The sequence below is a fragment of the Sinosporangium siamense genome (assembly GCF_016863435.1).
Lineage (GTDB): Bacteria > Actinomycetota > Actinomycetes > Streptosporangiales > Streptosporangiaceae > Sinosporangium > Sinosporangium siamense.
The window spans coordinates 58,563-77,949 of record NZ_BOOW01000022.1 but is presented as its reverse complement, the minus strand read 5'-3'; the positions used below and the strand labels follow the sequence as shown (position 1 = coordinate 77,949).

21 protein-coding genes are annotated in these 19,387 nt (G+C 69.8%); 11 read left to right on the top strand and 10 right to left on the bottom strand.

All coding sequences use genetic code 11. From position 1 onward, the window contains the following. Positions 1–564 precede the first annotated feature (564 nt). Complete coding sequence (locus Ssi02_RS17645) at positions 565–933, bottom strand: DsrE family protein (RefSeq protein ID WP_204026799.1); 369 nt, start codon at positions 931–933, stop codon at positions 565–567. A gap of 89 nt (positions 934–1,022) precedes the next feature. Here Ssi02_RS17645 and Ssi02_RS17640 point away from each other — a divergent pair, with 89 nt between their 5' ends. From Ssi02_RS17640 to ygfZ, 6 genes are all read left to right on the top strand, one after another. Further along, a complete protein-coding gene (locus tag Ssi02_RS17640; protein ID WP_204026797.1) occupies positions 1,023–1,532 on the top strand; it encodes a heme-binding beta-barrel domain-containing protein in 510 nt (169 codons plus the stop codon). A gap of 52 nt (positions 1,533–1,584) precedes the next feature. Beyond that, positions 1,585–1,902 (top strand): DUF2470 domain-containing protein, encoded by a 318-nt coding sequence (locus Ssi02_RS17635; RefSeq protein ID WP_204026796.1) that lies wholly within the window; start codon positions 1,585–1,587, stop codon positions 1,900–1,902. A gap of 473 nt (positions 1,903–2,375) precedes the next feature. After that, positions 2,376–2,810, top strand: coding sequence for a Fur family transcriptional regulator (locus tag Ssi02_RS17630; RefSeq protein WP_204026795.1), 435 nt, complete (start codon positions 2,376–2,378; stop codon positions 2,808–2,810). A 40-nt stretch (positions 2,811–2,850) separates the two neighbouring features. Beyond that, positions 2,851–3,432: a histidine phosphatase family protein gene (locus Ssi02_RS17625; RefSeq protein ID WP_204026794.1), complete on the top strand. Its 582-nt coding sequence runs from the start codon at positions 2,851–2,853 to the stop codon at positions 3,430–3,432. Positions 3,433–3,485: 53 nt separating this feature from the next. Next, on the top strand, positions 3,486–5,414 hold the full coding sequence (locus tag Ssi02_RS17620) for a WD40 repeat domain-containing serine/threonine protein kinase (protein WP_204026793.1): 1,929 nt from the start codon (positions 3,486–3,488) through the stop codon (positions 5,412–5,414). 88 nt (positions 5,415–5,502) lie between these two features. Further along, entirely contained in the window at positions 5,503–6,477 is a 975-nt protein-coding gene (gene ygfZ, locus Ssi02_RS17615; protein WP_204026792.1) for a CAF17-like 4Fe-4S cluster assembly/insertion protein YgfZ, read from the top strand. 108 nt (positions 6,478–6,585) lie between these two features. On the opposite strand, the gene dtd is transcribed toward ygfZ, so the two are convergent. After that, the gene (gene dtd / locus Ssi02_RS17610) at positions 6,586–7,011 is read right to left on the bottom strand and encodes a D-aminoacyl-tRNA deacylase (protein ID WP_204026791.1); all 426 of its coding nucleotides are present in this window, start codon (positions 7,009–7,011) and stop codon (positions 6,586–6,588) included. 69 nt (positions 7,012–7,080) lie between these two features. Here dtd and Ssi02_RS17605 point away from each other — a divergent pair, with 69 nt between their 5' ends. Further along, positions 7,081–8,031 carry an asparaginase gene (locus Ssi02_RS17605; RefSeq protein ID WP_204026789.1) on the top strand — a complete coding sequence of 317 codons (951 nt, stop codon included), beginning with the start codon at positions 7,081–7,083 and terminating at the stop codon, positions 8,029–8,031. 126 nt (positions 8,032–8,157) lie between these two features. On the opposite strand, the gene Ssi02_RS17600 is transcribed toward Ssi02_RS17605, so the two are convergent. Together Ssi02_RS17600 and Ssi02_RS17595 are read right to left on the bottom strand one after the other, a co-directional pair. Next, positions 8,158–8,856 (bottom strand): ankyrin repeat domain-containing protein, encoded by a 699-nt coding sequence (locus tag Ssi02_RS17600; RefSeq protein WP_204026787.1) that lies wholly within the window; start codon positions 8,854–8,856, stop codon positions 8,158–8,160. 244 nt (positions 8,857–9,100) lie between these two features. Beyond that, the gene (locus Ssi02_RS17595; RefSeq protein ID WP_239128995.1) at positions 9,101–10,657 is read right to left on the bottom strand and encodes a DUF2207 domain-containing protein; all 1,557 of its coding nucleotides are present in this window, start codon (positions 10,655–10,657) and stop codon (positions 9,101–9,103) included. A gap of 140 nt (positions 10,658–10,797) precedes the next feature. On the opposite strand from Ssi02_RS17595, the gene Ssi02_RS17590 reads away from it, so the two are divergent. After that, positions 10,798–11,721, top strand: coding sequence for a neutral zinc metallopeptidase (locus Ssi02_RS17590; protein ID WP_204026785.1), 924 nt, complete (start codon positions 10,798–10,800; stop codon positions 11,719–11,721). A gap of 70 nt (positions 11,722–11,791) precedes the next feature. Here the strand turns inward: Ssi02_RS17590 and Ssi02_RS17585 are convergent, their stop codons facing one another. Then, on the bottom strand, positions 11,792–12,475 hold the full coding sequence (locus Ssi02_RS17585; protein ID WP_204026784.1) for a response regulator: 684 nt from the start codon (positions 12,473–12,475) through the stop codon (positions 11,792–11,794). After that, complete coding sequence (locus tag Ssi02_RS17580) at positions 12,472–13,635, bottom strand: sensor histidine kinase (RefSeq protein WP_204026783.1); 1,164 nt, start codon at positions 13,633–13,635, stop codon at positions 12,472–12,474. Before Ssi02_RS17580 ends, Ssi02_RS17585 begins: the two co-directional genes overlap by 4 nt. A gap of 145 nt (positions 13,636–13,780) precedes the next feature. Here Ssi02_RS17580 and phoU point away from each other — a divergent pair, with 145 nt between their 5' ends. Continuing rightward, positions 13,781–14,428, top strand: a complete 648-nt coding sequence (phoU, locus tag Ssi02_RS17575) for a phosphate signaling complex protein PhoU (RefSeq protein ID WP_204026782.1) — start codon at positions 13,781–13,783, stop codon at positions 14,426–14,428. 80 nt (positions 14,429–14,508) lie between these two features. On the opposite strand, the gene Ssi02_RS17570 is transcribed toward phoU, so the two are convergent. From Ssi02_RS17570 to mshA, 3 genes are all read right to left on the bottom strand, one after another. Next, complete coding sequence (locus tag Ssi02_RS17570) at positions 14,509–15,252, bottom strand: phosphoglyceromutase (protein ID WP_204026781.1); 744 nt, start codon at positions 15,250–15,252, stop codon at positions 14,509–14,511. Between the two features lie 72 nt (positions 15,253–15,324). Next, on the bottom strand, positions 15,325–15,804 hold the full coding sequence (locus tag Ssi02_RS17565) for a type III secretion system chaperone family protein (protein ID WP_204026780.1): 480 nt from the start codon (positions 15,802–15,804) through the stop codon (positions 15,325–15,327). Positions 15,805–15,827: 23 nt separating this feature from the next. Continuing rightward, complete coding sequence (gene mshA / locus Ssi02_RS17560; RefSeq protein ID WP_275410700.1) at positions 15,828–17,105, bottom strand: D-inositol-3-phosphate glycosyltransferase; 1,278 nt, start codon at positions 17,103–17,105, stop codon at positions 15,828–15,830. A gap of 111 nt (positions 17,106–17,216) precedes the next feature. Between mshA and Ssi02_RS17555 the strand changes: the two genes are divergently transcribed. Further along, positions 17,217–17,957 (top strand): SDR family NAD(P)-dependent oxidoreductase, encoded by a 741-nt coding sequence (locus tag Ssi02_RS17555; protein WP_204026779.1) that lies wholly within the window; start codon positions 17,217–17,219, stop codon positions 17,955–17,957. 8 nt (positions 17,958–17,965) lie between these two features. Then, complete coding sequence (locus Ssi02_RS17550) at positions 17,966–18,781, top strand: class I SAM-dependent methyltransferase (protein WP_204026777.1); 816 nt, start codon at positions 17,966–17,968, stop codon at positions 18,779–18,781. 1 nt (position 18,782) lies between these two features. On the opposite strand, the gene Ssi02_RS17545 is transcribed toward Ssi02_RS17550, so the two are convergent. Next, positions 18,783–19,298 (bottom strand): O-acetyl-ADP-ribose deacetylase, encoded by a 516-nt coding sequence (locus Ssi02_RS17545; protein WP_204026775.1) that lies wholly within the window; start codon positions 19,296–19,298, stop codon positions 18,783–18,785. Between the last annotated feature and the right edge of the window lie 89 nt (positions 19,299–19,387).

Genomic DNA, 19,387 nt, shown 5'->3' with positions numbered 1-19,387 from the left:
CGAAGCCGGCCGGACGTGGTGTGGCGGCGCGTTGCCATGTGCCGCGTGGATAGGTACGGCGATGCCGGCCAGATGTGGTGTTGGGGCGCGTTGCCATGCGCCACGGGGATAGGCATGGCGATGCCGGCCTGATGTGGTGGGGTGGCGTGGCGCCGTGTGCCGCGTGGATAGGTACGGCGATGTCGGCCAGATGTGGTGTTGGGGCGCGTTGCCATGTGCGACGGGGATAGGCATGGCGATGCCGGCCTGATGTGATGTGGCGGTGCGGCGCCATAGGTACGGCGAAGCCGGCGGGGCGGGTGCCGGGGACCGTGGGGTGGTGCGGTGTCGGCCCGGGGGAGATCGCGGGCGCGGGTGGCGACGCCTGGGTGGCGGCGCGGTGCCTTGTCGACGGCAGCCACCGCGTCGCGGCTTATCGGTGCGCCCGGTGGGTGAGTACGCCGAAGCGGGCGCGGGGCGGCGTTGGCACTGCCGTACCGGACTCGTACGGCCAGGCTGGCTTTGCCGTACCTTCAGGAAGATTTTGGTGTGCCCCCGGGAGGCCGGGGGCGTGTGGTGCGGTGATCAGTAGACGAGGGCCTGGGCGCCCTCGGTGAGGGACTCCTCGATGAAGGTCGGGGCGCCGGCGATGCGGATGCCCTTGATCACGTCCTCGGCGGTGATATCGCGGCGGGCGGCGCACTGGGTGCAGAGGGTCACCGTGCCGCCCGCCAGGACGGCGGCCAGCAGGTCGCTCAGCGGGGTCGCGTGGGCGAGGCCGAGGCCGAGGTCGTCGGCCTTGCCTGGCAGGGCGAACCACGATGCCTCTCCGGTCAGCCACAACGACACCGGCACACCGCTCGCTGCGGCGGCGGCGGCCACGGTGAACGCCTGGTTGCAGCGTTCGGGAGCGTCGGTGCCGGCGGTCACTTTGATCACAAGAGAACGGGCCATGCCGTGCAGCTTATGCGTGGGCGCCGAGGAGCTGCCAGCCGGTCCCGCCACGCCCGGGTGGGGGTCCAGCGGCTCTAGGCTCGGATGTCATGGAAGAAACACCTGAGCTTCACCCCGATCTTGAGCCGATCGCCTTCCTGCTGGGACGCTGGGAGGGTGCGGGCGTGGGGGGATACCCGACGATCGAAAGCTTCAACTTCGGGCAGGAGATCGTCTTCGGCCACAACGGCAAGCCGTTCCTGACCTATGTGAGCCGCACGTGGCTCCTCGACGAGGCCGGTGAGCGGGTGCGTCCGCTCGCGACCGAGTCGGGCTACTGGCGGCAGCTGCCCGAGCGGCGGCTTGAGGTCGTGCTCTCGCATCCGACCGGCGTGGTGGAGATCTACGTCGGGGAGGTCGTGTTCCACAAGATCGAGCTGCGCACCGACGCGGTGGCGCGCACGGCGACCGCGAAGGAATATACGGCCGGGCACCGCCTCTACGGCCTGGTCAACGGCAACCTCATGTGGGCCTACGACATGTCGGCCGTGGGGCAGCCTCTCCAGTCTCACATGTCGGGCGAGCTGAAGAAGGTCGCCGAGTTCGACGCCGCCGAGTGATCGCCGCCGTCCACGGCGAGGCCGGGCCAAGGGGGGCTTAGCATCGGGCGATATGAGCACCCCTTTCACGCCGAGCGTGGTTGAAGCCATCAAGCGCCACATGAACGACGACCACGCCGCCGACTCACTGCTGATCTGCCGGGCTCTCGGGCGGCAGCCCGAGGCCACCAGTGCCGTCACGACCGGGGTCGACGCGGAAGGCATCGACTTCCTGGTGACGGTTCACGGTGAGGAGGTGCCGGTGCGGCTGCTGTGGGGTGAGACGCTGACCGAGCGGGCTCAGGCCCGCACGGCGGTTGTCCGGCTATATCGGGAGTCGTGCGCCATGCTCGGCGTCGAACCCCGGGGAGAGGCCCCACGCCACGCCTAGCCCCGGTCCCGGACATGGCCTCGCGCCACGCTTATCCCGGTCCCGGACATGGCCTCGCGTCACGCTTATCCCGGTCCCGGACATGGCCCCGCTCCACGCGTGGTCCCGGGCCCCGGACATGGGAGAACCCCGGGTCTGCTCCGCCTCGAAAAGAGGAGGGCCAGTTGGACCTAGGAGGGACCCGATCTCGCGGCCCATGCACGCGAAAAAGGGGGTCTCCCACTGGCAACCCGGGGTTCCGGTAGTTGTCTGGAATTCGCCAGGGCGTCACCGACACCCGGACGTGGGTCCGGACAGCGGTGTCCTAGCGGACAGCCACCTCGCAAGCCCAACTATGATCAACCATTGTTTGGACCACCTCCTTTCGGCGTGCTTGTAAGCTATGCGACCTCCTGGCCATGGGCAAGCGAATTATTCGCCGGGGTGTTCGGACGATGCCATGTGAGCTTCTTTCTGCTTTTAGACTCGTGGGCATGGCCGAGACGTCATGGCACGAGGAGCTCCGGGCCCGCGGATACCGCGTCACCCCTCAGCGTCAGCTTGTCCTCGAGGCCGTCAAAGGTCTTGAGCACGCCACCCCGGAGGAGATCTGCTCTCGCGTGCGCGAGACCGCGCGCGGCGTCAACATCTCCACGGTCTATCGCACGCTGGAGCTCCTCGAAGAGCTCGGCATGGTCACCCACACGCACCTCGGCCACGGCGCCCCCACCTACCACCTGGCCTCCGAGGCCGACCACCTACACCTGGTCTGCCGGGGGTGCGGCGAGGTGACCGAGGTCAGCTCGGACACGGTGTCCGAGCTTGTGTCCCGTCTGGACCGCGATTTCGGCTTCTCTCCGGACGTCCACCACCTCACTGTCTTCGGCCGCTGCCGCGGCTGCCGTCCCTCAGCGTCTGGTACGGCATAAGCCACCCTCTTATCCGAGTGACCACTCGAAGGAGTGCCACATGCGCTGGTTGGATGTGCGCCGCCACAGTCTGACCAAGAAGGGCACGGCACGCGGCCGGGGGTCGCATCTTTCGGCCGACGGCGTCGCCTTGGCCCGCCTCATCGGCGCCGGGGCCGGACCTTATGAGCGTGTGGTCACCAGTTCCTCCCCTCGGGCCGTTGAGACCGCCGTCGCCATGGGGTTCGCCGTCGACGACACGGTGGAGATGCCGTCCGGCTATGTGGAGGGAGTGATTCCGAAGCATGCCCAGTGGGAGTGGGCTGCGCCGTACGCCCGGTTCGCGGAGATCGTGCGCACCGGCGGTGTCGCGGCGGGAGTGGCCGAGGCCCACCGGGCGATCTGGACGGACACGGTCGGCGGGGTGCCGGAGGGCGGGACGGCGTTGCTCGTCGGACACGGCGGCGGGATCGAGTTCGCGCTGGTGGCATGCCTCCAGGAAGATTCGCATGCCTCCTGGGGCGCCCCTTTCGCCCACGGTGACGGGGTGCGCCTCGGCTTCGCCGACGGCCGCTTCGTGAGCGTGTCCTTCCAGCGCGCCCCACGATCACGCTGCGAGCGGAGGTCGCCGACTCCCCTGTGAACGGACGAGGTCGCGGTGTTCTTTCGTGATCTGAACGCACTACCGTGCCGATCGTGCGTGATGAGGACGGGGATTTACTGGCGGGACGCTACCGTCTCGTCGAGCAGATCGGCGCCGGCGGCATGGGCCGCGTCTGGCGGGGGCACGATGAAACGCTGGAACGCGACGTCGCGATCAAGGAGATCCTCTTCCCGCCAGGGATAGAGCCCGCGCAGCGTGACGTGCTCACCCAGCGGGCCATGCGCGAGGCGCGCTCGGCCGCCCGGCTCAATCACCCCGGCATCGTCACCGTGCACGACGTGATCGACTCGGGCACGGCGCCGGTGATCGTCATGGAATACGTCCGGGGCCGATCCCTCGCCCAGGTCATCGCCGAGGAGGGGCGGCTGGACCCCCTGCGGGTGGCGGCCATCGGGGCGATGATGCTGGAGGCCCTGCAAGAGGCGCACGCGGCCGAGATCATCCACCGCGACCTCAAACCGGCCAACGTATTGCTCGCCGGAAAGCGCACGGTGATCACCGACTTCGGGATCGCCAGTCTCGCAGGCGACGCCACCTTGACCGCCTCGGGCATGTTGATCGGTACGCCGTCCTACATGGCCCCCGAACAGGCCCGCGGCAAGCGGATCACCCCCGCCTGCGACCTGTGGTCGCTCGGGGCGACCCTTTACGCGGCGGTCGAAGGCAGAGCTCCCTATTCGGGAACCGACGTCATCGCGGTGCTGTCGGCGCTGCTCAGCGACGAACCCGAGCCGCCGCACCACGCGGGACCGCTGGCCCCGCTGCTGGCCGGTCTGTTGCGCAAGGACCCCGCCGAACGCTTCACCGCCGAGGAGGCCGCCCGATCGCTCGCCGGGGCCACCGGCGAGATCTCGCTTCCCCCGGCTTCCGCCGTACGGCATGAGCCCACCTTGGCCGATCCCGACCGCACGGTGGCGGTTGTGCGCGATGAGCCACCCGGAACCGTGGTGGACCCGGCGCCACCGGCTGTCCGGCGACGGCTCCCCGGCCGGCGGGCGATCGTCGTCGGCGGGCTCGGCACCTTGGCCCTCATCGCCGCGGGTGTCACGCTGCTCCCCCGGGGCATGGATCCCGAGCCCGGCAGGTGGGTGCGGGGCAAGCCGCTCTTGGCGCCGGGATTCGAGGGGCGGCCCGTGGCCTTCAGCCCCGACGGCGGCACGCTGGCTCTCCCGGACGGCGCCCATCGGGTGCAACTCTGGGATGTCGCCAAGGGCGCGGTCACGACCACCTTGACCGGACACACCGATCGTGTCCTGGCCTTGGCCTTCGCACCCGATAGGAGCACCCTGGCCACCGTGAGCGAGGACAGCTCCGTTCGGTTGTGGGAGGTGGGCACGAACAAGAGCACCACCCCGCTCACCGAGCTCAACGGGGTGGAGAGGACGGCGGTGTTCAGCGCGGACTGCAAAACTCTCGCCACGGCAGGCTCGGGCGGGGTGATGATCTGGGACGTGACCGAGGGGAAGAACACCTTCACCCTTTGGGACGGCTCGACCTTCGTGTATGACATGTCCTTCAGCTCCGATGGCCATGCGCTGGCCACGACGTGGTCGCTGGAGGCCGCCCCGGCGGTGCGGTTGTGGGACGTGACCAGCGGCACCGAGACCCTTGACCTCACCGGTGACAACTCCCCGGCCGTGACCGTGGCGTTCAGCCCCGACGGCACCTCCCTGGCCACGGGGAGCACAGACGGGTCGGTGCGTCTGTGGGAGGTGTCCACCGGCAAGAACACCGCCACTCTCGGCAGCCACGGCAGATCGGTCAACGACGTCGCGTTCAGCCCGGACGGCACGACCCTGGCGAGTGCCGGCGCCGACGGCACGGTGCGGCTCTGGGACATCGCCACCGGCAGGAGCGCCGCCGTGCTCAGGGGCCCTGCCCGGACCGTTGTCTTCGCTCGCGACGGCCGCACGCTGGCGGCCGGCATGGGGGGTGAGGTGAGGCTATGGCGGGCCACCTAGCCGACCGGCGACCTCAAGACGGACAACCTTAGAGCGTGAGGTGCCCCCTTGCCCTCCGGCAGTGTCGTGGTGGTCATAGCCTTGGGGCATGCGAAGCCCCTTGCTGGACATCCCCGGAGCGGTCGCCGCCCAGGCGCCCGACGCCGACATCGCCGCACACTACGGTGACCCGTTCGCCGAGCAACGTGCGTTGCTGAGCGGGGAGGCCGTGGTTGACCGGAGCAACCGGGAGGTTGTCCGAGTCAAAGGCCCGGATCGGCTCAAATGGCTCAACGACTTGAGTTCGCAGAAACTCGACGATCTTCGTCCGGGGCAACCGACCCAGACCTTGATCCTCGACCTTCAGGGCAGGGTCGAGCATCACCTTGTCCTGGTCGACGACGGTGAGAGCGTGTGGGCGCACGTCGAACCCGGCGCCGCCGAAGCTTTGGTGACATATCTCGACAAGATGCGCTTCATGCTGCGGGTGGAGGTCGCCGACCTCACCGCCGGCTACGCCGTGCTCACGACCCGCGCCGATGTGCGCCCCGAGGGGGCCGTCGCGATCGGCGAGGACCTCCTGGTGCCCCGCGACCTGCTCGCCGGCCACCTGGGGCTGCGGCCCGCCGGCCTTTGGGCCTACGAGGCCCTGCGCATCGAGGACCACAGCCCCCGGTATGGGTTCGAGACCGATCACAAGACCATCCCGCACGAGGTGGGCTGGATCGGATCCGCTGTGCATCTGAGCAAGGGCTGCTACCGAGGCCAGGAGACCGTGGCCCGCGTGCACAACCTCGGCCACCCTCCCCGCCGGCTCGTCTTCCTCCACCTCGACGGCAGCGTCGACACCCTGCCCGCCCACGGTGCCCCGGTCGTGCTCGACGAGACCGAGGTCGGCTTCGTCGGCTCGTCCGCCCGCCACCACGAACTCGGCCCCATCGCCTTGGCCCTGGTCAAACGCACCGTCCCGGTGGAGGCCACCCTCCTCGCGGGCGGCGTGGCCGCGAGCCAGGAGGTCATCGTGCCCCCGGACGCCGGGCGCAACGTCACGATCGACCCCTCCCTGCGCCGCCGCATCCGCTAGAACCCGCGGCTAGGCCGCTGGAACCCGCGCCAAGGCCGCTGGGGCCTGCGGCAAGGCCGTTGGAACCGCAGCCGGGGATCGCCTGGTCCCCGGCTTTGCCGTATGAGGTCAGACGTCCAGCACCAGGGTGATCGGCCCGTCGTTCACCAGGCTGACCTTCATGTCCGCGCCGAACACGCCGGTTTCCACGTGGGCGCCGAGGTCGCGGAGGGCGGTGACGACGGCGTCGACCAGGGGTTCGGCCACCGGGCCGGGGGCGGCGGCCTGCCAGGTGGGGCGGCGGCCTTTGCGGGCGTCGCCGTACAACGTGAACTGGCTGATCACCAGCAGTGGCGCGCCGATGTCGGAGCAGGACCGCTCGCCGGCGAGAATGCGCAGCCCCCAGAGCTTGGCGGCGAGTCTGCTCGCCTCGGCGGGGGTGTCGGTGTGGGTGACACCGACGAGGACCATGAGCCCAGGCTTGTCGATCTCTCCGACGGTCGCGCCGTCGACGGTGACCGAAGCAGAAGTGACACGTTGAACGACCGCTCGCATAGCAGCTTATTGTCCCAGATCAGATCAGTCGGATGCCGTCCGTAGACTCCCCCTCGAAGGGAGCGTGAAATGTCGAGTGAGTCGTTGATTGTGGAGGTAGTCCGGTCGGGATTCGTGGAGTCCACGCACCGCGCCAGGATGCTGACACTTGACGCCGACGGCAAGCCCGTCTGCATCTACGGCGCCGTGGACAAACTGGTCTCGCCACGGTCGTCGATGAAACCGTTCCAGGCAGTGGGCATGCTCCGGGCGGGGCTACCGCTTGACGGCGAGCAGCTCGCGCTCGCCGCGTCCAGCCATATGGGCGAGACCCAGCAAACCGAGGCCATCCGGAAGATCCTCGCCTCGGTCGATCTGGATGAGCGCGCGTTACGCTGCCCCGAGTCGCTGCCCGATCATCGCGAGACGGCCCGCGAGGTGCTCCGTTCGGGAGGAGAGCCTTCCCCGATCTACATGAACTGCTCCGGCAAACACGCGGCCATGGTCGTGACGTGCGCCGTGAACGGCTGGCCGACCGAGACCTATCTGGACCCGGCGCACCCGCTCCAGCGGGTGATCAGGGACACCGTCGAGGAATTAACCGGCGAACGCATCGCCGCGAGCGGGGTGGACGGCTGCGGCGCGCCTCTCTTCTTCGTCTCGATGGCCGGGGTGACCCGGGCCTTCCGGGCACTTCCGCTGGCGGCTCCCGGCACCCCGGAGCGCCGTCTGGCGGACGCCATGCGCGCCCACCCGGACTGGGTGACCGGGGCGGAACTCCCGGAGACCACCCTGATGCGTACGTTCCCCGGCCTGCTGGTCAAGGCGGGCGCTGAGGGGTTCGACGCCTTCAGCTACGCCGACGGCCGGGCAGGCGCGATCAAGATTGAGGACGGCGGCTCCAGGGCACGGCCGGCCGTGACGGCGGCGGCGCTGCGCTCGGTCGGGCTCGACGCTCCGGAGCTCGCCAAACTCGACTCCGTCCCTCTATTCGGCGGCGGGAAGCCGGTGGGGGAGATCCGGCTGCGCCGGGTTCACTGACCGGCTGGGCACATCGACCGGTCCGGGGTCGCCCCCCGGTGAGGCTCGCCGACAGGCCGGGCCTACGGGACAGGGCGATCGTCACCCTTCCGGCTCCCGCCTCGACCAGGCGGGAGCCCACACCGCTCAGCGCCCCCCGGCGGCGCGCAAAAGCTCGGCGATCTCGCCGAACCCCTTCTCCTCCGCGCGCGTGAGCGGCGTGACGCCGTCGGCGTCGGCCAGGTTGACGTCGGCGCCCGCCTCGATGAGCAGCGAGACGATCTCCTGGTAGGGCTTGGATCCGTCGCCGAGGATCACGGCTTCCAGCAGGCCGGTCCAGCCGAGGTTGTTGACGTGGTCGACCTTGATATCGGTCTTGAGCACCTCGCGCACATAGTCGACGTGACCGCGTTCGCAGGCGGGGATCAGCGAGATGCCGCCGTAGCGGTTCCTGATCGTCAGATCGGGACCGGCGGCGAGCAGCACCTTGAGCATCGCGACGCTTCCCGTCACGCCCGTCACGAGCCAGGGCGTGTCGCTTCTGTCGTCCAGCGCGTCGGGGTCGGCGCCCGCGCTCACCAGGATCTTCGCCACCTCCACGTGATCGCCGGCCGAGGCCAGCAGCAGTGGTGTGCGCCGGTTCGCGTCGCGCACCTCAAGATCGGCGCCGCCCGCGACGGCCTCTTGGACCTTGGCGGCGTCGCCTGTGGCGGCGGCCCTCAGCAGTTGATCGTCGAACACGTCTCTTCCCTTTCCCCCGGAGGGCGCGGAGCGGTCCGGCTCAGGGCCGGCGCAGGCCCCCAGCACAACGGCCACCCCTGAGAGCAGCAGCGTCCGCCTCTTCACGTCCCCCCTTACCCGATAGGTCTGGTCGCACCCGACCCTCTCCTGGGGACTGTACGGCGAAAGCCTGGAGGAACTGTACGGCGGAAGCCGGGGCGGCCATGCCCACCCTGACGGCGAGACGGGTGCGGGCGGAAAACATCGTTTTCACGATGTCACTCCAGATGAGAGGGATTCGATGCCACCTCAGGCCGCCATTCCGCCCATCCAGGAGTGCCGTGGAGCGCAGGGGCCGGCAGATGTGTGCCTAGCGGAGGGTGCCCGAGAGGGCGCCGGAGGCGGTCAGAGTGAAGGCCCGGATTGAGGAGGGAAAACGGGATCTGTCCCAGCCGGCGGGCCCGCGATACCACGCCCAGTCGGTGTTCTCCGTGGCCGGGGGGATGACCTTCATCCATTGGTCCAGCTCCCCGAAGACCACCGCGTAGGGGAGGTAACGCGAGAACAACGCCATCCTCTCCTGATCCGACATTTCTGACACGTCAGGTATGGCGCTGAAGTACTCCCGGAAGGCCTTAGCCCGCGCCAGCGCCGCCGCCCCCTTCTGACTGCGCGCCGGCAGGAGCTGCGCCCCCACGGTGATCGCCGCCCCCGCGATGATCAGCACGAGCCCCAGCAGCCCGTGATGCGTCAACCACGCCAGCAGCGCCGTCGCCGGCACCCCGGCCGCGGTGAGCACGACCCCCGCGACGACCCACCGGGTGCGCCCCGAGTCGGGCGGGTGCACGAACCACCCCTGCTTCACCACATCTGCATAAAGCGCATCACGCACCTCGCCCAAGCAGTCCCCGAGCGACCCCCGCAACTCCGACATCTTCACGCTCTCCCGCCCCGCGAACAACGCACTGTAAAGCACCCGTTCGTACGGCAGAAGCTCCCCTGGCGCCCCCTTCGACAACACCCAGTCCGGCGCGTCGTAGAGCTGCCGCGGCAACTCCTCCACCCGCAGATGCCCTCGTACGGCGAGATCCACGATCGTCGCCGTCACATCCACCACGTCGGCCTGTTCGCCGATCAGCGTGCCGATCTGGCCCGGCCGTACCCCGCCTGGCGGCGCCTTCACCGGCTCCCTTACCCGCGCGTGCGCCCTGGCGTCGCGGCCCCGAATCCAGGCGACGGCCCCGAGCCCGAGCAGTAGCAGCCCGGCGAGCGTCGCGAGCGCCCATCCCGTCACCGGCGTGACGACGAACGCCGTGGCCAGATCGGCGCGGCGGTCCAGAATGGGCACCGCCCCGCCCGCGCGCCGCGGAAAGGCCACCACCACGGTGAGCACGTGATGGGCGTCGAGCGCACGCTCGTGGAAGGTCGCCGTGGACCCCGTGTGGTCCATGGTCGCCGACGTGCACCCGAAGGCCGAGGTCAGCGCACCCGCGAAACACGAAAGGCTCTGGATGCGCTCCGGTCCCGTGACGGTCACGGTCGCCCTCGACAGCGGCACATTCCACCCGCCCGCCGCGAACCACCGCAACTCCTCCACCTCGCCGTGCGGCGCCACCGCCCCCGTCACGTCGTAGGACACGGTGACGGTCCCGCGCCCCACGCCGCGCACCGTGAGCGTCTCGTCGTCCACCACAGCGCCCTGCCCCCGGACGTTGGTGACGTGATAGACGCGATCGTGCACCTCGTCGTGCCGGGTGCGGGTCAGCAACCTGCGGGTGATCGTGTCGCCCGAGCCGAAATCATGGGTGATCCGCTCGGTGACCCGCAGCACGCCGCCGTCGTCCAACTCCATCTTCACGTCGTGAGCGGCTTCCACTCCGCCGGGAACCCCCGCATGCGCCGTCACGGCCAGGACGGCTGCGGCCACGAGCTGAACTACCCCCATGTAACGGAGAGTAATGAGCTGGCGTGTTCAGGTCACGGAATGAAGCGGGCTGGTGTGCCATGGGATGACAAGCAACCCGGCATACACCTGACATTCAACCTCGCGGCATCGGAGGAAGCCTCATGCCCCGCCACAAGCGCGCCGCCCTGCGCCGCGCCGCGAGCTGCGCGGCGGCCCTCGGCCTGCTCGCCGGCGCCGTCATCGCCATGGTCCTCATCGGCTCCGCCGCGGCAGGCGGATCACACGTCGCGGGCCACGCCGGCCGCCACGACCCGGCGGTCGCCGAACGCTATGGCCTGCCCGCCGACCTGCACGGACGCCTCGACCGCGCCAGAGTGCTCAACCACAACCCGCTGTATGCCTTGCCCCGCCTCGACGGCTTCGGCTGCCGGGCGTCGGCCATCGCCGACGGCGACGCGGCGTCGATGGCGACCTTCCTCGGCCGGTTCACCGACTGCCTCGACCGCAGCTGGCACGCCGGGTTCACCCGGCTCGGCCTGGCCTACACCAGACCCGAACGCGTCTTCTGGAACCGCCCGGGACGCGGCCCCTGCGGTGACTTCCCGGTCGCGGGGGCATCGGCGATCTACTGCCCGATCAACGGCGGCGTCTACATCGGCACCCGGGACATCGTCAAAGGCTCGGCAGGCGCCCCCGGCGCGATGTACGGCGTCTACGCCCGGGTGCTGGCCCACGAGTATTCCCACCATGTGCAGGACCAGGCCGGGATCCTAAGGTTCGCCTGGCGCCTGCGCGACAGCTCGCCCACCGGGGCGGCCAACGAGATCACCCGGCGGGTCGAGTTGCAGGCCCAGTGTCTGGCCGGGGTCTACTTCGGCGTGACGCGCCATACCTTTCCGATGACCGGCGCCCAGTGGGCCAAGGTCCTCGCCGACTCACGCACACGGGGCGAGGACCGCACCCCCGAGCAGGAACGCGACCACGGCTCAGGCGCGAACTACGCCGGCTGGCTCGCCCGTGGTTATACGGCGGCCCACCCGGGCGTATGCGACACGTGGTCCGTCCCGGCCTCGGCCGTCTCCTGAGGACGCCGGCCAGGGAGGCTCGTGCCGTACAAAAGCCCCGCCTGGCCGGCAGGGCTCCGGTGAAGAGGGGCTAGGAGGGGTCGAACTTGTAGCCCAGGCCCCGCACGGTGAGGATGTGCCGCGGGGCCGACGGGTTGGCCTCCACCTTGGCGCGCAGGCGCTTGATGTGCACGTCGAGGGTCTTGGTGTCGCCGACGTAGTCGGCGCCCCAGACGCGGTCGATCAGCTGCCCCCGGGTGAGCACCCGCCCCGCGTTGCGCAGCAGCACCTCCAGCAGCTCGAACTCCTTGAGCGGGAGCTGCACCGGCGTGCCGCGCACGGCGACGATGTGGCGCTCGACGTCCATGCGCACCGGACCGGCGGTCAGGACCGCGGGCTGGGGCTCCTCGGCGTCGCCCTGGCGCCGCAGCACCGCGCGGATGCGGGCCACGAGCTCACGTGAGGAGAAGGGCTTGGTCACATAGTCGTCGGCGCCGAGCTCGAGCCCGACGACCTTGTCGATCTCGCTGTCCTTGGCGGTGAGCATGATCACCGGCACTTTGGACCGCTGGCGCAGGGTGCGGCACACCTCGGTGCCGGAGATGCCGGGCAGCATGAGGTCGAGCAGCACGAGGTCGGCTCCGTCGCGGTCGAACGCCTCAAGGGCGGCCGGGCCGGTGTCGGCCACGAAGACCTCAAAGCCTTCCTTCCTCAACATGTACGACAGCGCGTCGGAGAACGACTCCTCGTCCTCGACCACCAGAACGCGGGTCACTTCGCGGCCTCCAGGGGGGTTGAACCGGAACTAGGCGCGGCCAGCGTCACCCCACCGAGGGCGGGGAGCCGCAAGGTGAAGGTGGAGCCCGAGCCTTCCTTGCTCCAGACTGTCACCTCGCCTCCGTGGGCCACGGCGACGTGTTTAACGATGGCGAGACCGAGCCCGGTTCCGCCGGTGGCGCGTGAGCGGGCGGCGTCGACCCGGAAGAACCGCTCGAAGATCCTCTCCTGGGAGGTCTCCGGGATGCCGATGCCCTGGTCGCTCACGCTGACCTCGACGGAGTCGCCCGCGGATCGGGCGCTCACGACGATCCTCGTGTGCTCGGGGCTGTAGACGACGGCGTTGTCGATCAGGTTGCGCAGGGCGGTGACGAGCAGTTCGTCGTCGCCCCACACCTGAAGGCCCTCGGCGCCGCCCGCCGCGAGTGTGATGTCCTTGGCCACCGCCTTGGTGTTGCAGCGGTCGATGGCCTCCTGTATGACCTCGTCCACGGGCACGGGCGCCGGGGTCGGCACCGGGTCGCCGCCCTGGATGCGGGACAGGGTGATGAGATCTTTGATCAGGTAGTTCAGGCGGGCGGCCTCGTGCTGCATGCGCCCGGAGAACCTCGTGACGGCCTCGGGGTCGTCCGCGGCGTCCTGGATGGTCTCGGCGAGCAGGCTGAGCGCTCCCACCGGGGTCTTGAGCTCGTGGCTCACGTTGGCGACGAAGTCGCGGCGCACGGCCTCGACGCGCCGCCGCTCGGTCTGGTCCTCGGCGAGCACGAGCACCTGGCCGAAGGCGCCGAGCGGCGCGACCCGCACCGCGAAGGTCGTGGACTCCTGGCCGAACCGGTTGGCGGCCACCTCGATCTCGCCCTCGCGGATCTCGCCGTCTCGCCGGACCTTTCTCGCCATCGCTATGAGTTCGGGTGCCATGAGATGGTCACCTTTGACTAGGCTGAAGGCGCGGGCGGCTGAACTGGCGCGCAGCACACGGTCCTCCTGGTCGAGCACGACGGCCGACGAAGGGAGAACGGCGAGCACAGAGGCGACGCCCTGGGGCAGGGTGCCCGGACTGGCAGCGTCCTTGCGGGCTCCGCGGTTCGGATCGTGCTGATAGTTGCCGTAAACCAGCACTGCCAGCCCGCCCACCACGAACCCCGACAGGGCGATCATGCTTGCCACCAACTCGCTCACATAACCGATGGTAGGCGGGCTGTTCCAGGGCTCGGCACGTCTCGGCGTGCTTCCTGCGAGACCTTCCTGCAATGTTCACTTTCCGGTCGAGGCTCGTTCATCGGTAGAGAAATAGCGTGTCGGCATGCGCGACGCTTATCACGACGAACTGAGAGCCCTTACCGGTCGGCTGGTCGAGATGACCCGCCTGGTGCGTTCTGCCATGTCCAGGGCCACGACAGCTCTGCTGGACTCCGACTTGCCGCTCGCCGAAAGCGTCATCTCCCGCGACAAGGACGTGAACCAGCTCTGCGAGGAGATCGAGACGTCGATCTTCGGGCTGATGGCGACGCAGCAGCCGGTCGCGGTCGATCTCCGTACCGTGATCACGGCGCTCCGCATGGCGGCCGATCTTGAGCGCATGGGCGACCTCGCCGTCCATGTGGCGAAGATCGCACGCATGCGGCACCCCGACTCCGCCGTGCCGGCCGAGATCCGCGACTCCATCCTGGAGATGGGGCAGATCGCCGAACGTCTTGTCACCAAGACGGGAAGCTGCATCCTGACGCAGAACGCCGAGCTCGCCCAGGAGCTGGAGCAGGACGACGACCACATGGACCGTCTCCACCGCCGCCTGTTCCGGATGTTGCTCTCGGAGAGCTGGGAGCACGGGATCGAGCCGGCCATCGACATCACCCTGATCGGCCGCTACTACGAGCGTTACGCCGACCACGCCGTGCGCGTGGCGCAAGACGTCGTCTACATGGTGACGGGATCACGTGTAGGCGAGTAGGCAGCCGATTCCGCCCGCGAACCCCGAAGCCCCGCCCCCCGAAGGCGCGAGGGGGGCGGGGCTTGGCATGTGCGCGGGGTCTACCGGCCCTGGTTGGCGACCGCCTCGATGGCGGCCTTGGCGGCCTCGGGGTCGAGATATTCGCCGCCGGCCCGCACCGGCCGGAAGTCGGCGTCGAGCTCGTAACGCAGCGGGATGCCCGTCGGGATGTTGAGGCCCGCGATCTCCTCGTCGCCGATGCCGTCGAGGTGCTTGACCAGCGCCCGCAGCGAGTTGCCGTGCGCCACGACGATCACCGTGCGGCCCGCGGCCAGGTCGGGCAGGATCCGGTCATACCAGTACGGCAGAAGCCGGTCGACGACGTCCTTCAGGCACTCGGTGCGCGGCATCACCTCGGCGGGGAGCAGCGCGTAGCGCGGGTCGCCCACCTGGCTGAACTCGTCGTCGTCGGCGATCGGCGGGGGAGGCGTGTCATAGGAGCGCCGCCACAGCTTGAACTGCTCGTCGCCGAACTCCTCGCGCGTCTGCGCCTTGTCCTTGCCCTGCAGCGCGCCGTAGTGGCGCTCGTTGAGCCGCCAGGAACGCTCGACCGGCAGCCACAGCAGCCCGGCCGACCCCAGGGCGAGGTTGGCCGTCTGGATGGCCCGGGTCATCAGCGAGGTGTGCACGACGTCCGGGCGCACCCCGGCGTCGAGCAGCAGCCGCCCGCCTCTGCGGGCCTCCTCCTCGCCCTTCGCCGACAGGCTGACGTCCACCCAGCCGGTGAACAAGCCCTTCGCGTTCCACTCGCTCTCGCCATGTCGCAACAGCACCAAAGTCGCCATGGGGGCAAGCTTATCGGCGGCTGCCGAAGCCCCCCTCGGCGAATCCCCCCACCTCCCGGCGGGTCGCCCCCGCTATCTGTCGGGGTCCGCAAAACGGGCGAAAGCCCGCAGATTCGCCAGCGACTCGCCACGTTTGGCACGCCATTCCCACTCACGGCGGATCGACGAGGCGAAACCGAGCTCAAGCGCCCGGTCGAAGCCCTCGTCGGAGTAGGTCAGCACGCACCCGAGCACCCGGTCGATCTCCTCGGCGGTGACGCCCCCGAGGGGGAGGCGCCCGACGAGGTAGACGTCGCCGATGGGATCGAGGGCGAAGTGCACGCCGTACATCGATCCGTTGCGCGTCAGCAGCCACCGGTAGAACTCGACGTGGTTCTCGTCGGGCTTGCGGCAGAAGAACGCCTCGACGTGCAGCGCCTGGTCGCCGACGATCAGCCACGTCATCGTGGCCAGCTTGTGCTGCCCTGGAAGGGTGACGAGAAACGCGCCCGGGCGCGGTTCCTCGAAGGCCACCTCGGAGTCCTTGAGCGCGGTCTCGATCAGGTCCCTCACGCCGACCACCTTAAGCGAGCCGGTCAGAAGTTCGCCGCCACGGGCACGGCGCGCATGTGGCGCAGGGTGCTCGTGTAAATGTCGGCGAGGCTCGCCGCCGTGGCCGACCAGCCGAACGCCGCGGCGTGCTCGGGCGCGCCGTTCGCGAGGCGTTCGCGCAGCTTGGGGCGGGTGAGGACACCGTGCAACGCGTGCGCCCAGTCGCCTGGGTCGTGCCCGTCGACGAGCACGCCGGACACACCGTCGCGTACGGCGGTGCGCAGTCCGCCGACCGCCGCGGCCACGACCGGGGTGCCGCACGCCTGGGACTCCAGGGCGACCAGCCCGAAAGACTCGTTGTGGGAGGGCACGACGGTGATGTCCGCGGCGCGGTACCAGTCGGCGAGTTCGGCCTGCGGCGCCGGGGGCACCAGCCGTACCACGTCGGCGATGCCGAGTTCGACGGCGAGCTGGGCGAGGAAGGCCGGGCGGGCCAGGCCGTTGCCGCTGGGGCCGCCGACGCAGGCCACGATGAGGCGGTCGCGCAGCGACGGGTCCTCGATCAGCATGCGGGCGGCGGCGCGCAGGAGCACGTCGGGGGCCTTGAGAGGCTGGATCCGGCCCACGAACAGCAGGATGTGGGCGTCCTGCGGCAGGTCGAGCCGGTGCCTGGCGGCCCCCTGGGAGGCCGGTTGGAATACCGACAGGTTGACGCCGGGGTTGACGACGGCCACGCGGTCGTGGCCCGCGCCGTACAGGTCGATGAGCTCGCCGGCCTCGGCGGCGGTGTTGGCGACGAGCCGGTCGGCGACCTCGACGACCTGCTCCTCGCCGATCACGCGGGCCTTGGGCTCGGGGTTGTCGCCTTCGGCGAGCAGAAGGTTCTTGACCTTGGCCATGGTGTGCATGGTGTGCACGAGAGGCACGCCCCACCGTTCCTTGGCCAGCCAGCCGACCTGCCCGGACAGCCAGTAGTGGGAGTGGATCACGTCGTAGCGGCCCGGGTCGTACATGGCCTCGGTGCGCAGGACGCCGGACAGGAAGGCGCAGAGCTGACCGGACAGGTCGCTCTTGTCGAGTTCCTCGTAGGGGCCGGCGGTGACGTGGCGGACGAGTACGCCGGGGGCCAGTTCGACGACGGGAGGCAGGTCACGCGCGGTCTGCCGGGTGAAGATCTCGACCTCGACGTTCAGCTGGGCAAGTCGCCTGGCCACTTCCACCACATACACGTTCATCCCGCCCGCGTCGCCCGTTCCGGGCTGGTCAAGGGGGGATGTGTGCATGCTGATGGTCGCGACCCGGTTCACCCGTCGTCGCCTCACCTACACCACCTCCGAAGGGGTAATAACCACCCGAATCATCCTGCGATTCCCCGAAATACGGTGACATGCGAAAAATCCGGTTGGGCCTCCGGGCTGGCAGGATGGCGAGTCATGAGTAGGACAGCAGTGGTGACCGGAGCCAGCAGCGGCATCGGCGAGGCGACCGCCCGGCGGCTCGCCGCCGAGGGGTTCGAGGTGATCGCGGCGGCGCGCCGCCGCGACCGGCTGGACAGGCTCGCCGCCGAGGTGCCCGGCGTGCGCGCGGTCACCCTGGACGTGACCTCGCAGCGCTCGGTGGACGCGCTCGCGGCCGCCCTCGCCCGCTGCGACGTGCTGATCAACAACGCCGGCGGCGCGGTCGGCCTTGAGTCCGTCGCGCAGGCCGATCCCGCCGACTGGCAGCGGATGTACGACGTCAACGTGCTCGGCACCCTGCGCGTGACCCGGGCGCTGCTCCCCAAGCTGATCGAGTCGGGCGACGGGGTGTTGCTCATGTTGACCAGCGTCGCAGGGCTGATCTCCTACGAAGGGGGCGGGGGGTACGTAGCGGCTAAACATGCCCAGACTGGGATGACCGAGACACTTCGCCTGGAGTTGTGCGGCCAGCCCGTCCGGGTCGTGGAGATCGCCCCGGGCATGGTGCACACCGAGGAGTTCTCCCTGGTGCGCTTCCGCGGCGACGCCGAGGCCGCCGCCAAGGTCTACGACGGCGTGCCCGGCCCGCTCACCGCCGACGACGTGGCCGACGCCATCGCCTGGTGCGTCACCCGGCCCGCCCACGTCAACATCGACCGCATGGTCATCCGCCCCCGCGCCCAGGCCGCCCAGCACAAGATCCACCGGGTCACCTGAGCACCGCCATGTCTACGCGCGCGCGACCGGTCGGCGAGATCACCCGGGGCACCACCTGGCACAACAGGCTCAGGCGGTGCGACCGGTGGCTCACCGCCGTGCACGGCCCCCTGCTGCGCGCCGCCACACCCGCGCCGCTCGTGGTCGACCTCGGCTACGGCGCGTCCCACATCACCACCACCGAGCTGTTCACCCGTCTGCGCCGGATCGTGCCCCGGGCCGAGGTGGCCGGACTGGAGATCGACCCGGCCAGGGTCGCCGCGGCTTCGCCGTACTCCCGGCCGGGGCTGACCTTCGCGCTCGGCGGCTTCGAGCTGCCGGTGGACCGGCCGCCGACGGTGGTGCGGGCCTTCAACGTGCTCCGGCAATATGACGAGGAGAGGGCGCTTGAGGCGTGGGACCTCATGCGCCGGCGCCTTGCGCCACGCGGCGTGATCGTGGAGGGCACCTGCTCGGAGATCGGCCACCGGGCCACCTGGGTGACCCTCGGTGAGGAAGGGCCGCGCACGCTGACCTTCTCGGCGCGGCTGACGGGCATCGAGCGCCCCTCGGACCTCGCAGAACGCCTTCCCAAGGCGCTCATCCACCGCAATGTCCCCGGAGAGGCGATCTACGAGCTCCTGCGGGACTTCGACCAGGCATGGGCGGTGTGTGCCCCACATGGGGCGTACGGCTTGCGCCAGCGTTTCCTGGCCACCGTCGAGACCCTGGCCCGGGCGTGGCCCGTGGCCACCGTCCCGCCCCTCGGCGGGCGCGGGCGGTGGCGGCTCGGCGAGATGACCGTCCCCTGGTCGGCGGTGGCCCCGCGGCGGTATGTGGGGTAGATCACCCCAAACGGCTGAATGCTTCCTCAAAGTGTGCATAGGCTGAGGTGTCAAACAGTACGAACCTCACCTCGATCACCGAGGTAGTGGCCTGCCGCACCGTCTCCAGCGCGATGCGGGCGCCGTCGTCCATGGGCCAGCCGTAAATCCCCGTCGAGACGGCGGGAAAGGCGACCGTATGGGCGCCGAGTTCATCGGCCACCCGCAGCGACTCCCGATAGCAGGAGGCGAGCAGATGAGAGCGGTCCTCCGAGACCGAGTGGACCGGGCCGACCGTGTGGATGACCCAGCGCGCCGCGAGCAGCCCGCCCGTCGTCGCGACGGCCTGGCCGACCGGCAGGCCCTTGCCGTATCTCGCGGCGCGAAGCGCCCTGCACTCCGCCAGGATCGCGGACCCGCCGCGCCGGTGAATCGCCCCGTCGACACCGCCGCCGCCGAGAAGCGAGGAATTGGCCGCGTTGACCACGGCGTCGACCCTCTGGTCGGTGATGTCGCCCTGCAAAAGCCGGATGTCCATCCCTCATCTCTACCCCCTGTGACCTCGGTGAGGCCACACTCGACAACCCGTAGTACTACGGCTCGTGGTCCCCGCGCTAACCTGGGAGG

Excerpts from the sequence above, each read along its gene's own strand:
- Ssi02_RS17605 (WP_204026789.1), top strand. The coding sequence starts at position 7,081 with ATGTCGAGTGAGTCGTTGATTGTGGAGGTAGTCCGGTCGGGATTCGTG.
- dtd (WP_204026791.1), bottom strand. The coding sequence starts at position 7,011 with ATGCGAGCGGTCGTTCAACGTGTCACTTCTGCTTCGGTCACCGTCGAC.
- Ssi02_RS17555 (WP_204026779.1), top strand. The coding sequence starts at position 17,217 with ATGAGTAGGACAGCAGTGGTGACCGGAGCCAGCAGCGGCATCGGCGAG.
- Ssi02_RS17550 (WP_204026777.1), top strand. The coding sequence starts at position 17,966 with ATGTCTACGCGCGCGCGACCGGTCGGCGAGATCACCCGGGGCACCACC.
- Ssi02_RS17590 (WP_204026785.1), top strand. The coding sequence starts at position 10,798 with ATGCCCCGCCACAAGCGCGCCGCCCTGCGCCGCGCCGCGAGCTGCGCG.
- Ssi02_RS17625 (WP_204026794.1), top strand. The coding sequence starts at position 2,851 with ATGCGCTGGTTGGATGTGCGCCGCCACAGTCTGACCAAGAAGGGCACG.
- Ssi02_RS17640 (WP_204026797.1), top strand. The coding sequence starts at position 1,023 with ATGGAAGAAACACCTGAGCTTCACCCCGATCTTGAGCCGATCGCCTTC.
- Ssi02_RS17635 (WP_204026796.1), top strand. The coding sequence starts at position 1,585 with ATGAGCACCCCTTTCACGCCGAGCGTGGTTGAAGCCATCAAGCGCCAC.
- Ssi02_RS17570 (WP_204026781.1), bottom strand. The coding sequence starts at position 15,252 with ATGGCGACTTTGGTGCTGTTGCGACATGGCGAGAGCGAGTGGAACGCG.
- Ssi02_RS17630 (WP_204026795.1), top strand. The coding sequence starts at position 2,376 with ATGGCCGAGACGTCATGGCACGAGGAGCTCCGGGCCCGCGGATACCGC.
- ygfZ (WP_204026792.1), top strand. The coding sequence starts at position 5,503 with ATGCGAAGCCCCTTGCTGGACATCCCCGGAGCGGTCGCCGCCCAGGCG.
- phoU (WP_204026782.1), top strand. The coding sequence starts at position 13,781 with ATGCGCGACGCTTATCACGACGAACTGAGAGCCCTTACCGGTCGGCTG.
- Ssi02_RS17545 (WP_204026775.1), bottom strand. The coding sequence starts at position 19,298 with ATGGACATCCGGCTTTTGCAGGGCGACATCACCGACCAGAGGGTCGAC.
- Ssi02_RS17645 (WP_204026799.1), bottom strand. The coding sequence starts at position 933 with ATGGCCCGTTCTCTTGTGATCAAAGTGACCGCCGGCACCGACGCTCCC.
- Ssi02_RS17580 (WP_204026783.1), bottom strand. The coding sequence starts at position 13,635 with ATGATCGCCCTGTCGGGGTTCGTGGTGGGCGGGCTGGCAGTGCTGGTT.